Annotated in this window: 14 protein-coding genes; 6 read left to right on the top strand and 8 right to left on the bottom strand. The window is 63.8% G+C overall.

Annotated elements, in window-relative coordinates:
• Nucleotides 1-10: 10 nt before the first annotated feature.
• The 3 genes from H8A95_RS08650 to H8A95_RS08640 are packed head-to-tail and all read right to left on the bottom strand — an operon-like array spanning nucleotide 11 to nucleotide 3,702.
• Nucleotides 11-940, bottom strand: a complete 930-nt coding sequence (locus H8A95_RS08650; RefSeq protein ID WP_210345479.1) for a branched-chain amino acid ABC transporter permease — start codon at nucleotides 938-940, stop codon at nucleotides 11-13.
• A 9-nt stretch (nucleotides 941-949) separates the two neighbouring features.
• Nucleotides 950-1,735, bottom strand: coding sequence for an ABC transporter ATP-binding protein (locus H8A95_RS08645; protein ID WP_229182787.1), 786 nt, complete (start codon nucleotides 1,733-1,735; stop codon nucleotides 950-952).
• Nucleotides 1,732-3,702 (bottom strand): AMP-binding protein, encoded by a 1,971-nt coding sequence (locus tag H8A95_RS08640; protein WP_229182786.1) that lies wholly within the window; start codon nucleotides 3,700-3,702, stop codon nucleotides 1,732-1,734. The genes H8A95_RS08645 and H8A95_RS08640 overlap by 4 nt, the downstream gene beginning before the upstream one ends.
• Before the next feature lie 710 nt (nucleotides 3,703-4,412).
• Between H8A95_RS08640 and H8A95_RS08635 the strand changes: the two genes are divergently transcribed.
• Both H8A95_RS08635 and H8A95_RS08630 read left to right on the top strand, forming a co-directional pair.
• Nucleotides 4,413-5,435, top strand: a complete 1,023-nt coding sequence (locus H8A95_RS08635) for an NADP-dependent oxidoreductase (RefSeq protein ID WP_229182785.1) — start codon at nucleotides 4,413-4,415, stop codon at nucleotides 5,433-5,435.
• Between the two features lie 142 nt (nucleotides 5,436-5,577).
• Nucleotides 5,578-5,835, top strand: a complete 258-nt coding sequence (locus tag H8A95_RS08630) for a hypothetical protein (protein WP_229182784.1) — start codon at nucleotides 5,578-5,580, stop codon at nucleotides 5,833-5,835.
• Nucleotides 5,836-5,841: 6 nt separating this feature from the next.
• Here the strand turns inward: H8A95_RS08630 and H8A95_RS08625 are convergent, their stop codons facing one another.
• Both H8A95_RS08625 and H8A95_RS08620 read right to left on the bottom strand, forming a co-directional pair.
• A complete protein-coding gene (locus H8A95_RS08625) occupies nucleotides 5,842-6,678 on the bottom strand; it encodes a metallophosphoesterase family protein (RefSeq protein ID WP_229182783.1) in 837 nt (278 codons plus the stop codon).
• Nucleotides 6,679-6,808: 130 nt separating this feature from the next.
• Complete coding sequence (locus tag H8A95_RS08620; protein WP_229182782.1) at nucleotides 6,809-7,246, bottom strand: hypothetical protein; 438 nt, start codon at nucleotides 7,244-7,246, stop codon at nucleotides 6,809-6,811.
• A gap of 169 nt (nucleotides 7,247-7,415) precedes the next feature.
• Here H8A95_RS08620 and H8A95_RS08615 point away from each other — a divergent pair, with 169 nt between their 5' ends.
• Both H8A95_RS08615 and H8A95_RS08610 read left to right on the top strand, forming a co-directional pair.
• Entirely contained in the window at nucleotides 7,416-7,838 is a 423-nt protein-coding gene (locus tag H8A95_RS08615; RefSeq protein WP_229182781.1) for an MAPEG family protein, read from the top strand.
• Between the two features lie 22 nt (nucleotides 7,839-7,860).
• The gene (locus tag H8A95_RS08610) at nucleotides 7,861-9,168 is read left to right on the top strand and encodes an RsmB/NOP family class I SAM-dependent RNA methyltransferase (protein ID WP_229182780.1); all 1,308 of its coding nucleotides are present in this window, start codon (nucleotides 7,861-7,863) and stop codon (nucleotides 9,166-9,168) included.
• A 100-nt stretch (nucleotides 9,169-9,268) separates the two neighbouring features.
• Here the strand turns inward: H8A95_RS08610 and H8A95_RS08605 are convergent, their stop codons facing one another.
• Nucleotides 9,269-10,549 carry an MFS transporter gene (locus H8A95_RS08605; RefSeq protein WP_229182779.1) on the bottom strand — a complete coding sequence of 427 codons (1,281 nt, stop codon included), beginning with the start codon at nucleotides 10,547-10,549 and terminating at the stop codon, nucleotides 9,269-9,271.
• 114 nt (nucleotides 10,550-10,663) lie between these two features.
• Here H8A95_RS08605 and H8A95_RS08600 point away from each other — a divergent pair, with 114 nt between their 5' ends.
• Entirely contained in the window at nucleotides 10,664-11,116 is a 453-nt protein-coding gene (locus H8A95_RS08600) for a winged helix-turn-helix transcriptional regulator (protein ID WP_229182778.1), read from the top strand.
• 128 nt (nucleotides 11,117-11,244) lie between these two features.
• Here the strand turns inward: H8A95_RS08600 and H8A95_RS08595 are convergent, their stop codons facing one another.
• Nucleotides 11,245-11,577: a DHCW motif cupin fold protein gene (locus tag H8A95_RS08595; protein ID WP_229182777.1), complete on the bottom strand. Its 333-nt coding sequence runs from the start codon at nucleotides 11,575-11,577 to the stop codon at nucleotides 11,245-11,247.
• A gap of 145 nt (nucleotides 11,578-11,722) precedes the next feature.
• Nucleotides 11,723-12,094, bottom strand: a complete 372-nt coding sequence (locus tag H8A95_RS08590; RefSeq protein WP_229182776.1) for a nuclear transport factor 2 family protein — start codon at nucleotides 12,092-12,094, stop codon at nucleotides 11,723-11,725.
• A gap of 138 nt (nucleotides 12,095-12,232) precedes the next feature.
• Between H8A95_RS08590 and guaA the strand changes: the two genes are divergently transcribed.
• Nucleotides 12,233-13,831, top strand: a complete 1,599-nt coding sequence (gene guaA, locus H8A95_RS08585; RefSeq protein WP_229182809.1) for a glutamine-hydrolyzing GMP synthase — start codon at nucleotides 12,233-12,235, stop codon at nucleotides 13,829-13,831.
• Nucleotides 13,832-14,100: the final 269 nt, after the last annotated feature.

Raw genomic sequence — 14,100 nt, 5'->3', positions numbered from 1 at the left:
TCTCCTTGGCTCAGATACGTTCGATGATGCGCTCGCCGAACAGACCCTGTGGCCGCAACAGCAGCACCGCCAACGCCAGTACGTAGGCAAACCAATACTCGATGCCGCCGCCGATCGACGGCCCGAGATACACCTCTGCGAGCTTCTCACCCGCACCGACAATGAGCCCGCCGACGATGGCTCCGGGAATGGAGGTGAGGCCGCCGATAATCAGGACGGGCAGAGCCTTGAGCGCGAGAAACGTGATGGAGAACTGCACGCCAAGCTTGGTCCCCCACACGGTCGCGGCGACCAGCGCAACGAGGCCGGCAACGAGCCAGACCACGAACCAGATCCAACTGATTGGAATCCCGATCGAGTGCGCGGCCAAATGGTCGTCGGCCACGGCCCTGAGTGCGCGACCGGTCTTGGTACGCTGAAAGAAGACGGCGAGGCCGGCGACCAGGACGCCTGCGATCAATGCGCCCCAGACATCCAGCTTGTTGACCAGAATCCCACCCGGAAACAGGCCTTCAAACAAGAACCAGGCGTCGGTCGGGAACAGCCGCAACGGGTAGACATCCGATCCGAAGATCATCTCCGCGGCGCCCTCGATGACGAATGTCACGCCGATCGTCGACATGAACAGCGTCAGGGCGTCCTGGTTGACAAGAGGCCCGATTACCAACCGCTCGATGAGCCAGGCCGTTGCCGCCATGATCACGGCGGCAAAGCCGATCGCGAGGACGACCGCGACCCAAAGCGGAAGGCCGTTGGCGACCAGGAGGTCGAGGGCGCGAACCAGCGCCAATCCCGCGAGCAAAACCATTGCTCCCTGCGCATAATTGAATACGCCGGATGCCTTGAAGATCAGTACGAAGCCGAGCGCGACCAGCGAATAGAGCACGCCGGACATCAATCCGCCGATAAGGACCTCGAGAAACTGACCCAGTGCGATCATGGACGCACCTCAATGCGCGACGCCAAGATATGCGTCGATGACGGCTTGACTCATCTTCACTTCAGCAGGCGTGCCGTCGGCGATCTTGACGCCGTGATCCAGCACCGCGACGCGATCCGACAGATCCATGACCACGGCCATGTCGTGCTCGATCAGGGTGATGGTCGTGCCGTAGTGATTGTTCACATCAATGATGAACCGCGACATGTCCTCCTTCTCCTCGAGGTTCATGCCTGCCATCGGCTCGTCGAGAAGAAGAAGGTCGGGCTCCATCGCGAGAGCGCGACCGAGTTCGACACGCTTCTGCAAGCCGTATGGCAAACGCCCAACCGGTACCTTGCGGATTGTTTCGATTTCGAGAAAGTCGATGATCTCCTCGACCTTGCGCCGATGCTCGACCTCCTCCGCGAGAGCAGGGCCGTAGCGCAGCACCTGCCACAACAGCCCGCGGCGCACCTTCAAGGTGCGCCCCGTCATGATGTTGTCGAGCGCGCTCATGCCCTTGAACAGGGCGACATTCTGAAAAGTACGCGCGATGCCGCCGCGCGCCGCCTCGAAAGGCTGCATTTTGGCCCGGGTGCGTCCCTTGAAGGTGATGGCACCATGGTTTGGATGATAGAAACCGTTGACGACGTTCAGCATCGAGGTCTTGCCGGCGCCGTTGGGGCCTATGATGGCTCGAATTTCGCCTTTTCTGACGTTGAACGAAACGTCTCGCAGCGCCTTGACGCCGCCGAAGGCCAGCGCCACGCCCTCGACCTCTAGCAGGATTTCGTTGGTGTCCGGCGCTCTCATGCTGCCCTTCCGAGCGATTCTGCCGGAGCGATGACTTGCATGTCGCGAACCTTGACCCGGGCCGCGATCTTGCCCTTCCGGCCATCCTCAAAAGTCACTTCCGTAGAAATGTCGGCGTCATGCGCTCCGTTGTAGAGGGCCGTGACCAATGGCGCATAGCGTTCGGCAACGAAGCGGCGACGCACCTTCTGCGTGCGGGTCAGTTCGCCGTCATCCGCGTCGAGTTCCTTGTGCAGAATGAGGAAGCGGCGAATCTGGGCGCCCGCAAGCTGCTTTTCCGCGGCTAGGGAGCGGTTCACTGCGGCAACGTCTTTGGCGACCATGTCGTAGACCAGCGGATGCCCGGCAAGCTCGTGATAGGATCCGTAGGCGACGTTGTTGCGTTCGGCCCAATTCGCGACCGCGACCGGGTCGATGTTGAGCATCGCGCAGACGAACTCCCTGGAGTCGCCGAACGTGATCGCTTCCTTGATATTGGGGTAGAACTTCAGCTTGTTCTCGAGGTACTTGGGGGCAAACATCGTGCCGTCAGCCAATCGACCGACGTCCTTCGCACGATCGATGACCTTCAAATGCCCGGTCTTCTCGTCGAAAAAGCCTGCATCGCCGGTCCTGACGTATCCGTCTGATGTCATGGCTTCCGCGGTCTTTGCCTGGTCCTTGAAATAGCCGAGGAACATGCCGGGCGAGCGGAACTGCACTTCGCCCGATTCCGCAATGCGGATATCGACGTTGGGCGCCGGCGGACCAACCGTATCCGAGTAGATCTCGCCATCGGGCTGGCAGGTTACATAGAGGAACGCTTCGGTCTGGCCGTAGAGCTGTTTCAGGTTCAGGCCGATCGAGCGGTAGAACGCGAACAGATCCGGACCGATAGCTTCGCCTCCAGTGTAGGCGACGCGCACCTGGGACAGGCCAAGAACGTTCTTGAGAGGCTCGTAGACCAGCCAGCGGCCGAGCGCATAGATCAATCGGCCTGACAGCGGCACCGGACGTCCCGTCAGGACTTGCTCGCCATACCGCTGCGCGACGTCCAGAAAGTAGCTGAACAATCGCCGCTTGATCAGTGCGGCGTCCTCCATCCGGACCATCAGCCGTGTCAACATGGCTTCGAAAATTCGTGGCGGAGCCAGATAGAAGGTCGGTCCGATCTCATGCCGATCCTGCTCGATCGTGTCGCTGCTTTCCGGACACGCCATGCAGTATCCAGCCACCAGGCCCTGCACATAGCTGACATAGTGATCGCCCGCCCAGGCCAGCGGCAGATAGGCGAGCACCACGTCCTTGTCGGTCAGTCTGTCGAACCGCGTGGTGTCGATTGCAGCATCGATGCAGTTTCGCGCCGACAGCATGACGCCCTTCGGCGCACCGGTCGTTCCCGACGTGTAGAGGATGACCGCGATGTCCGAACCGTTGCCCGCCCGAATGGATTCATCGATCCGTTTGCCAAGCGTTGGCTCGGCCGCAAGCGCGGTGCGGCCGTCCGCGATGATATCGCCGATAGCGATCAGTCGACTGCGGTCGTAGCCGTCAAGCCCGCGCGGCTCGTCGTAGACGATCTTGTTGAGTTGCGGCAGTCGGTCGGACACGGACAAGACCTTGTCGACCTGCTCCTGGTCCTGCGCTGCGACCAGCTTCGCGTCAGCATGAGCGAGAACAAAGGCAAGCTCATCCGCCACGGCATCTGAATAGACCGGAACGGGAATGGCGCGCAGCACCTGCGCTGCCATCATGGTCCAGTAAAGCTTCGGCCGGTTTGAGCCGACTATGGCGACCGTGTCGCCTTCGCGCAAGCCAAGGCGATGCAAGCCCGCAGCGTAGGCACGTATGATCTCGGCAACTTGAGTCCAAGTCCAGCTCTGCCAGATGCCAAGGTCCTTGTGCCGAAACGCTGGCCGCGTGCCAAATTGCGCGCTGTTTCGCAGCAGCAATTTGGGAAACGTGTCATACGATCCACCGCCGGCCATGTCGGTCTCGATCCAAAAACCGGAGCGTTGGTTCGCTCCTGTTATGGTGATGCCTGTCCCTTTTTTTGGGTAACAGCCATGCGAGTGCCGCATGCTCCGAGACTACAGCGAATCGAAAGTCCGACAAGTGCCAGATTGATAGATCGCGTTCCTGCGCGGACGCGCGGGACGGGGATGGTCTACCGGGTGCCGGTCGTCCGAAGGTGAATCCGGCCGCCAAACCAAAGACGTTGCGGTGCGAAGAAGCTGGTCGGCTCCTCAAGAGGTAATCCCAATGGTTTGGGAGGCCTCACATTCGTCGGCCGGTTCCACGGAGCGGATCGAAGTCCTCGCCACTCAGCTTTCGAGGGGAGGCGGCAAACCGATCGCCCACTGCGCGGCGGCGCTCGTCGCGACCCATGGACGGCCAGCTACGCTTTAGCTCCGTCGTGCCGGATGCCGAGGTCGGTTCAGGAGAACCGAGCATGGCCGCTTCGTTCGCTGGTGGCGTGCCTTGATCGACTTGCCGACACCAGATTCCGGGGGCGGTCTTGCGGACCGCCCCGGGACGACGGCGCCGTTTCGAGCACTTTTGCTTGCGAAATGACGGGCATCATTTCAAACAACATTTCAAACAAGTTGCGCGCGAAACAGCAAATCCATCTCCCTTGCGGGGAGGTGGATTGCATGACTACGTGTGCGCCACGAACCAATCACCTCAAGAGGAAATCATGTCCCAAGGAAAGCGCATCGTTCTGGCCTCGCGCCCGCATGGCGAGCCCACGCCGGCCAATTTCAGGCTCGAGGACTACACGCCACCGACGCCAGGCGCGGGCGAGGTGCTGCTCCGCACCATCTGGCTGTCGCTCGATCCCTATATGCGCGGTCGCATGGCCGACGGTCCGTCCTATGCCGCACCGGTGCCGGTCGGCGGCGTGATGGAAGGCGGTACGGTGAGCGAGGTGATCGCGTCGAACAATCCCGGCTTTGCCAAGGGCGATATCGTGCTGTCGCGCGCCGGCTGGCAGACGCATGTGCTGTCCGACGGCAAGGGTCTCGCCAAGATCGATCCGAAGATCGCGCCGATCTCGACCGCGGTCGGTGTGCTCGGCATGCCCGGCATGACCGCCTATACCGGCCTGCTCGAGATCGGCAAGCCGCAGGCGGGCGAGACCGTGGTGGTTGCCGCCGCGTCCGGCGCCGTTGGTTCTGCGGTGGGCCAGATCGCCAAGATCAAGGGCGCGCGTGCGATCGGCATTGCCGGCGGCAAGGACAAGTGCGCCTACGTCAAGAACGAGCTCGGCTTCGACGAGTGCCTCGATCACCGCGATCCCAATCTCGCGGCCAAGCTGAAGGAAGCTTGCCCGAAAGGCATCGACGTCTATTTCGAGAATGTCGGCGGCGCGGTGTTCGACGCGGTGTTTCCGTTGCTCAATGCGTTCGCGCGCATCCCGGTTTGTGGCCTGATCGCGCATTACAACGACACCGAGGCGCACGCACCGAAATGGGCCGGCGCGATGATGCGCAACATCCTGACCAAGCGGCTGACCTTCCGCGGCTTCATCGTCAGCGACTTTGCCGCCATGCATGGCGACTTCCTGCGCGACATGTCGCAGTGGGTGCGCGAGGGCAAGGTCAAGTACAAGGAGTTCGTGACCGAGGGTCTGGACAGCGCGCCGGAGGCCTTCATCGGCCTGCTCAAGGGCGCCAATTTCGGCAAGCAGCTGGTCCGGATCGGGCCGGACAAGGCCTAAGCTGAGGGCCTGAAGCTCCCATTCCGCGCAACAAAGTATCAAAAACGCCACATTGGCGGGGTTTTGGGGGCCTTTCGGCCCCCATTTGCTTGACGGGGACCCCAAGCACTTGATTCAATATGGCTATATTTCAGGTGTAGCCATGGTTTTTGAACTCATTGTTTTCGGGGTCATCCTCCTCGCCGTCGGCTATTGGGCGACGATGTTCGTCATGGGCCGCCGCGACGACGTCTTGCACGGCAAATTCGTCGAGGATCAACCGGACGCGGAGCCGGTGCGATTCATGCCCTACGTGCCTCGCGTGCGGCCGGCGCAGGCGGCGCCGCAACAGAGCAGGGACTCGCTACAGGCGCTGCTCACCGTCATCAAGCAAGACCTGCACGACGCGGCGCGAAGCTGAGAAAGCTCACGCCGGCTGCTTGCTGAGTAGCGTATCCAGGTCGACATCGACCTGGCCCTTCGCCCTGACGTGACGCACCTCGAAACTGTCAGGCTGGAAGCGGTACTCGACGAGACCGACTTCCTTGATGCCGATCACTTCCTGCCGTGCGTCCGAGATGATGAAGCCGGCCGAGGGCGCCCAGATCTGCCTGACATGCTCGAACGTGTAGTCGCGGCGCTGGTGCACGTGGCCGCTGCCTACCAGCCGCAGATCGACCTTGCCGAACATCTCGATCAGGCGGCGCCGCGCCGGTTGCGGCACGAAGCGGATCGCGGTCTCGACACGCTCGGCATCGTAGGGCACGTCGAGATAGAGCGGCTTGTGCAGGAACAGCGCGACCGGCTTGCCGACGGCCTTGTCGAGCGCGCCTGCAAGCCAGTCGAACTGCTCGGCCTCGCTGTCGAGGCCGGTGTTCATGATCAGCGAATTCAGACCGATGAAGCACCAGCCGGCGGCGTCGAAATGCCAGCGGTCCTCGCCGAGCACGGACGTGAAGGCGCCGCGGGTCGCTTCGGTCGGCAGTTGCGCAGGCGTGGGGCCGACCGCGGTCGGATTGTCGCCGATGTCGTGATTGCCGGGCAGATAGAGGCAATCGACCGGCAGCGCGCTATGCAATTGCTTGGCGAACACCAGATCGTCGCGGCTGCTCGGCCCGTCGAACGAGACGTCGCCGGAATTGAGCACGAGATCGGGCCGCGTCGCATCGATGTGCTCGCTGACGCGATGAAAATTGTCGATCAGCGGCTTGAAGCGGCGGGCGAGGTGGGTGTCGGAGATTTGTGTCAGGCGAAACTGGGCCATGCATCGCTCCTTTCGCACCGAGCATAGGTCGGCGCGAAGTCGGAACGATGACGATTTCGACGACTTATTCGCTGCTCTGTTTGATGCGGCGTTTGAAGTCTTGTTTGACTCTGATGCTTTCGCGCGGCCGCTAGATCGCAAGTTGCTGTATCAGGCGTGCCGGCGCGGCAGGCGGACCGGCGCGGCTTCCGAACAGCCCGGTGTTGGGCAGATTTGTTCCCGTGCCGGCCGGCGGCGCGTTGAACCCGAAATAGGCCAGCGCGTCGTGCCTGACGTCGTAGGCCGCAAAACCAAGCAATGCGAGCAGCAGCGTCGTGGCGAGGCTGTGCCTTACGATGTCGCGCGTCGAGCGATAGCCGCTGCTGAAATAGAGTGAGAGCAGGAGCGCGACCAGGAGAGCCGCGGCGACACCGGCGAGCCCCGACATCACCATGCCAAGCCCGCCATCCGCCGCGTCGTCGAACCAGCCGGTGCCGGGATCGATGGCCTTCAGCAGGGGGGTGAGGAGATCGCCGAGCGCCCCGGCCGCCTGGGCCGCGCCATCGAGGATCGGGGTGATGATGCTCATCGCGTCATCCGTGAGGCACTGAAACCGTCATTGTTGCTGGGAGTTGGTCACCCGGGCTCGGATGATGGTTCAACGGGTTACCCTGGCGCCTTATTGGGACGCTTCATTGTGTTGGGCCGCCGCGGCGGCTAAGAGGGCGGCCAGGCGCCCGCGGCTGAGGGAGATTTTCGTGTCGGTTCAAATGGTTCTATTGCCGGTCTTCATCCAAATTGGGCTCACCTTCGCGCTCCTGTTCGGGATGGCGACGTTGCGTACGAGGACGCTGGCGAGCGGCGAGACCAAGATGCGGGACATCGCGCTGCGCGAGCAGAACTGGCCGGCCCGCGCGACCCAGCTCGGCAACTGCTTCGCCAACCAGTTCGAGCTGCCGGTGCTGTTCTATGTGCTGATCGCCATTGCGCTGCCGCTGCGCCGTGCCGATCTGTTCATCGTGCTGATGTCCTGGGTGTTCGTGGTGACGCGGTTTGCCCATGCCGGCGTGTTCGTCACCTCCAACGACGTGCGGCCGCGCTCGCTCGCCTGGTTCGCCGGCGTGCTGGTGCTGGCGGCGATGTGGCTGTATTTCGCGCTCAGACTGCTGCTGTTGATCTGATGCGCCCAACCGAAAGAGACCAATGACCCCCGCTGCCCGGCTTTCCGCCGCGATCGAGCTGATCGCCACCATCGACGCACAGCGCATTCCTGCGGCGAAAGCGCTGAAGGAATGGGGCACCGCGCACCGCTATGCCGGCTCCGGCGATCGCGCCGCGATCTCCGGCCTGATCTGGGACGTGCTGCGCCGGCAATCCTCCTCATCCTGGTTGATGGATGATTCCAGCGCCCGGTCGCGGGTGCTCGGCATGCTCAAGCTCGAACGCGGCATGGACGTCGCCACCATCGCGGCGCTGTGCGACGGCGGCCGGTTCGCGCCGGAGCCGCTGACCGCAACGGAGGAGGCCGCGCTGACCTCGCGCTCGCTCAGGGATGCGCCGGCGCATGTCGCGGGCGATTATCCTGATTGGCTCGATTCGCATCTGGCAAAAGTGTTCGGCGACGAGCGCGCCGCCGAGGCCACCGCGATGGCGAGCCGCGCACCGCTCGATTTGCGCGTCAACACGTTGCGGGGCAAGCGCGAGAAGGTGCTGGCACGCCTGTCGCATCTGGGTGCTGCGGAAACGCCGTGGTCGCCGCTCGGCCTGCGCATCGAGCTCGGCGCCGACGCGCGCAATCCCGGCATCCATGCCGAGGAGGATTTCATCAAGGGCGCCATCGAGGTGCAGGACGAGGGCTCGCAGCTCGCCGCGCTGTTCTCGGCGGCAAGGCCCGGCGAGCAGGTGATCGATCTCTGCGCCGGTGCCGGCGGCAAGACGCTGGCGATCGCCGCCATGATGGACGGCAAGGGCCGGCTGATTGCGACCGACAGCGACAAGCGCCAGCTTGCGCCGATCCACGAGCGGCTGTCGCGCGCCGGCGTGCACAATTGCGATGTCCGCACGCCGCGCGGCGAGGACGAAGTGCTGTCCGACATCAAGGCGTCGGCCGATCTCGTGCTGATCGACGCGCCCTGCACGGGCACCGGCACCTGGCGCCGCAATCCAGACGCCAAATGGCGCATGCGCCCCGGCGCGCTCGAGGTGCGGCTGAAGGATCAGGCCGAGGTGCTGGAACGCGCCGCGCCGCTGGTGAAGGCCGGCGGCCGCATCGCCTACATCACCTGCTCGGTGCTGGCGGAAGAGAACGGCGAGCAGGTCAGGGCCTTTATCGCGCGGCATCCGGAATTTTCCGTGCAGCCGCCGGAGCAGACCGCATCGGTGCTGTGGGACAAGTCCGAGCAATTTGCGGAGGCCGCGCTGCAATCGGCCGAGGGGCTGCTGATGACGCCGCGCCGTACCGGCACGGATGGGTTCTTCGTCAGCATCCTCAAGCGCCAGACGTCATCCTGAGGTGCGCGCCAGGCGGTGCGTCAGCAGCGCTCGGCGAGCCTCGAAGGATGTGGATCGAGCCGGGCCCTCGCCCTTCGAGACGCGCGCAAGAGCGCGCTCCTCAGGGTGACGGGACTGAGCACACCTCGACCGGCACCGGCGTCTTGCTCACCACGATGACCCAGAACAGCAGCGCAATCGCGCTGATCGCGGCACCGAGCACGCAGACGCCGAGCCAGCCGGCGGCGGCATACGCCATCGTCGAGCTGATCGCGCCGAACCCCGTGCCGATCGAATAGAACACCATGTAGCCGCCGACCAGGCGGCTCGCGGCGTCGGGGCGCGCGGCGACGATCAGGCTCTGGTTGGTGACGTGGATCGCCTGCACCGCGAAGTCGATCATCACGACGCCGACCAGCACCAGCCACAGTGACGTATGCAGGCAGGCGATCGGCACCCAGCCGGCGAGCATCAGCAGCAGCGACAATCCGGTGGTGCGCTGCGCCCAGCCGCGATCGGCGAGCTGGCCGGAATTGCGCGCGACCAGCGCGCCGGCGAGACCGGCGATCCCGAGCATCCCGATCGCGGTGTGCGACAGCGACAGCGGCGGCGCTGCGAGCGGCAGCACGACCGAGCTCCAGAACACGCTGAAGCTTGCGAAGATCAATAGCGCGAACACCGCGCGCTCGCGCAGCACGGGCTCCTCGACGAACAGCGCGACCGTCGAGCGCAACAGCCTTGCGTAGGACGCTCCGGCCATCGGCTGCGGCGCGTGCCGCGGCAGCGCGCGTGCGAGCAGCGCCGCCAGCACCAGCGTCAGCGCCGCCGAGGTCAAATACACCACGCGCCAGCCGGCGAGATCGGCCAGCGCGCCGGCGGCAAAGCGAGCCAGCAGAATGCCCGACACCACGCCGCTGGTGACGGTGCCGATGGTGCGGCCGCGATCGGCCGGCGCCGCCAGCGTTGCGGCGTAGGCGACCAGCACCTGGATCACGACGGCAAGCAGCCCGACCAGCACCATGCCTGCGAGCAGCACCACGGCGTTCGGCGCTGTCCCGACGATGGCGAGCGCGATTGCCGACAGCACGGTCTGGCCGACGATCAGCCTGCGGCGGTCCCAGAGATCGCCGAGCGGCACGATCAGCATCAGCCCGAAGGCGTAGCCGATCTGGGTCAGCGTCACGACGCCGCCGATCACCGCCGGGGTGATGGCCAGATCCCGCGCCATGGTGTCGAGCAGCGGCTGGGCAAAATAGATGTTGGCGACGCTGAGCCCGCAGGCGACGGCGAACAGCAGCACGACGGCGGGTGAGAGGGCGCCTGCCGTCGCGTCGCTGGGCTTCGGGTTCGTCGTGTCGTTCCGCTGGGCCGGTCCGGCCTGTGCCATGGTCTGGTTCGTCATCTCGCCTCCGCTGCAATTCGCAATCTGGTCTTATCATGAGACCAGTTGCGCCGGGTGCTGTCTAGTCCTATTTTAAGACCAGTTCGGAATCGTGATCGAGGGAGGCGGAGCGCGATGAAGCGGACCGGATTTGCCAAAGCGGACTGTCCGGTGGCGCGCGCGCTGGATGCGATCGGCGACTGGTGGTCGCTGTTGATCGTGCGCGACGCATTCGACGGCCTGCGCCGGTTCGGCGATTTCCAGAAGAATCTCGGCATCGCCAAGGGCATGCTGACGATGCGGCTGCGCACGCTGGTTAAACTCGGCGTGCTTGAGCAGGTCGCGGCGTCAGACGGCAGCGCCTATCAGGAATATGTGCTGACCAAGCGCGGCCATGACCTGTTCCCGATCGTGGTCGGCCTGCGCCAATGGGGCGAGGCGCATCTTTATGCGCGCGGCGAGGCGCATTCGGTGCTGCTCGACCATGCCGGGCAGGCGGTCGGCCAACTCGTGCTGCCGTCGAAGAGCGGCAAGCCGCTGAGCTGGGCGGAGACCAAGGTGAGAAAGATTGCTGCGCGGAAGCGGTGAGTGCAGAAAGTGCGGCGCTCTCTCCACGTCTTTGCGAGGAGCGAAGCGACGAAGCAATCCATCGCTCCGCTTATGCGGATAAATGGATTGCTTCGCTTCGCTCGCAATGACGGTGGGACTGCGTCAGCTCAATCCACAATAAACAGCGTCGCGCCCGTCGCGGTCGACGACCGATGCGCGGCGTCGCCGAAATCGGAGACCTGGTAGCTCATGCCCGGCTTCAGTGTGAATTTGCGGCCGTCCCGCAACTCGGTGTCGAGCTCACCCTTGATGACATAGAGCACATGGCCGCGATCGCACCAGTGATCGGCGAGATAGCCCGGCGAATAGTCGACCATCCGCACCCTGAGATCGCCGATGGTGAGCGTGCGCCACAAGGCTTGCCCGGTCTCGCCGGGATGCACTGAAGGTGCGACGTTGCTCCAGTCGGTGACGGTGAACGGCAGGGTCGGGATTTTCATGGGCGGGATCCTGATGTTTTGCTCACGCTGCGAATTCTCACCCGTCATTGCGAGCGAAGCGAAGCAATCCATGCGTCCGCATGCGCGGAACCATGGATTGCTTCGTCGCTATCGCTCCTCGCAATGACGGGGGTGAGAGATCGGCTCAATCCACCAGATGGTTTGCCGAGCCCTGCCTGATCTTGCCGTCGGCGCCACACCGCAGATATTCGCAGATCTTCTTGCCGCGTTCGTTCCGGTAGAACACGACGACGCTGTCGGGCGAGACATAGAGGTCGATCAGTTCGAAATGCAGCTCGGGCAATTTCGCCAGCGCCGCGCTCCAATAGGCCCGCAGCTGCGGCTTGCCGCGCACCGTGCCGGTCGCGCCGAAGCCGAACGCCGGGATCCGGTCCGAGGTCATCTCGGTATCATCAGAATACATCCCAAGCACGCGCTCGAGGTCGCGCGCGTTCCAGGCGGCGATCCAGTCGCGGCCGAGCGCGGCGAGGCGCGAGGGTTCGTGAAAATCCGGCATTGGTTTCCTCCATGATTGGCTTTGGCCAAATTAGGTCAATAATACTGACCTATATCGATTTGTCCATGCCCAAAGAAGAATGTGGGCGCAACGCTGGCCGCGGTTGCGGGGGCGGGCGCCGTCGCGTATCTGCTTGCCATGACAGCCCAGCACACAGCCCGTGACTCGTCGACGCCACCAGCGGCCTCGGCGCATGACAAGATTCTGATTGTCGATTTCGGCAGCCAGGTGACGCAACTGATCGCCCGCCGCGTCCGCGAGATGGGCGTCTATTCCGAGATCGTGCCGTTCCAGAAGGCGGAGGCCGCCTTCAAGGAAATGAAGCCGAAGGCCGTGATCCTCTCCGGCGGTCCGGAGTCGGTGCACGAGACCGGCTCGCCGCGTGCCCCGCAGCTGATCTTCGAATCCGGCGTTCCCGTGCTCGGCATCTGCTACGGCCAGATGACCCTGGCCGCTCAGCTCGGCGGCGAGGTCGAGGGCGGGCACCACCGCGAGTTCGGCCGCGCCGATGTCGAGGTCAAGACCGACAGCCAGCTGTTCGACGGCGTCTGGGGCCATGGCGAAAAGCACCAGGTGTGGATGAGCCATGGCGATCGCATCACCAGGATGCCGCCCGGTTTCTCGGTGGCCGGCACCTCGCCGAACGCGCCGTTCGCGATCATCCAGGACGAGAAGCGGAAGTACTACGGCCTGATGTTCCACCCCGAGGTGGTGCATACGCCCGACGGTGCAAAGCTGCTGCGCAATTTCGTGCGCAAGGTCGCAGGTCTCACCGGCGACTGGACCATGCGCGCCTTCCGCGAGGAGGCGATCGAGAAGATCCGCGCCCAGGTCGGCAGTAGCAAGGTGATCTGCGGCCTCTCCGGCGGCGTCGATTCCGCCGTGGCGGCGGTCTTGATCCACGAGGCGATCGGCGACCAGTTGACTTGCGTGTTCGTCGATCACGGCCTGCTGCGTCTCGACGAGGCGAAGACGGTCGTCGACCTGTTCCGCAACCACTACAACATCCCGCTGGTCCATGTGGACGCGTCGAAAGAGTTTCTCGGCGAGCTCGAGGGCGTCACCGATCCGGAAGCGAAGCGCAAGACCATCGGGCGGCTGTTCATCGACGTGTTCGAGGCGGAGGCCAGGAAGATCGGCGGCGCAGCATTCCTGGCGCAGGGCACGCTGTATCCCGACGTGATCGAGAGCGTCTCCTTCACCGGCGGCCCGTCTGTCACCATCAAGTCGCACCACAATGTCGGCGGCCTGCCGGCGCGCATGAACATGAAGCTCGTCGAGCCCTTGCGCGAATTGTTCAAGGACGAGGTGCGCGTGCTCGGCCGCGAGCTCGGCCTGCCCGAAGTGTTCGTCGGCCGCCACCCATTCCCGGGCCCGGGCCTCGCCATCCGCTGCCCCGGCGACATCACAAAAGAAAAGCTCAACATCCTGCGCAACGCCGATGCGGTCTATATCGACCAGATCCGCAAGCACGGCCTCTATGATGCGATCTGGCAGGCTTTTGCGGTGCTGCTGCCGGTGAAGACCGTCGGCGTGATGGGCGACGGCCGCACCTACGAATACGTCGTCGGCCTCCGCGCCGTCACCTCGACCGACGGCATGACTGCGGACTTCTACCAGTTCGACATGAAGTTCCTGGCCGAGACCGCCACGCGCATCATCAACGAGGTGAAGGGCGTGAATAGGGTGGTGTACGACGTGACCAGCAAGCCGCCGGGGACGATCGAGTGGGAGTAGTGTGGCCGGCGGCCGTCGCGCAATTTGGCGTAGTTTGGTGAGGGCTGTTCTCACTTCCTCCGATATCCGAGCGTTGACCCGAGTTGTGGCCTCCACTTAACCCCGATCGGTGTGAGTTCCACGTGCTTCCGCGAGCAGAGTATTGTGGCGCATTACAGCGTGCAGAACGGCCGGAGACCGAGAGGGGAAAGCTCAGTTTAAGGGGGCAGCAGCAGCAATTGGATTAAAGTTGACCACTATTTATCCGCCTTGATCTTTTTGGTGGGAGC

The sequence above is a fragment of the Bradyrhizobium oropedii genome (assembly GCF_020889685.1).
Taxonomy (GTDB): Bacteria; Pseudomonadota; Alphaproteobacteria; order Rhizobiales; family Xanthobacteraceae; genus Bradyrhizobium; species Bradyrhizobium oropedii.
Note: the sequence above shows the minus strand (reverse complement) of the source record. Positions and strands in the feature narration are given on the sequence as shown.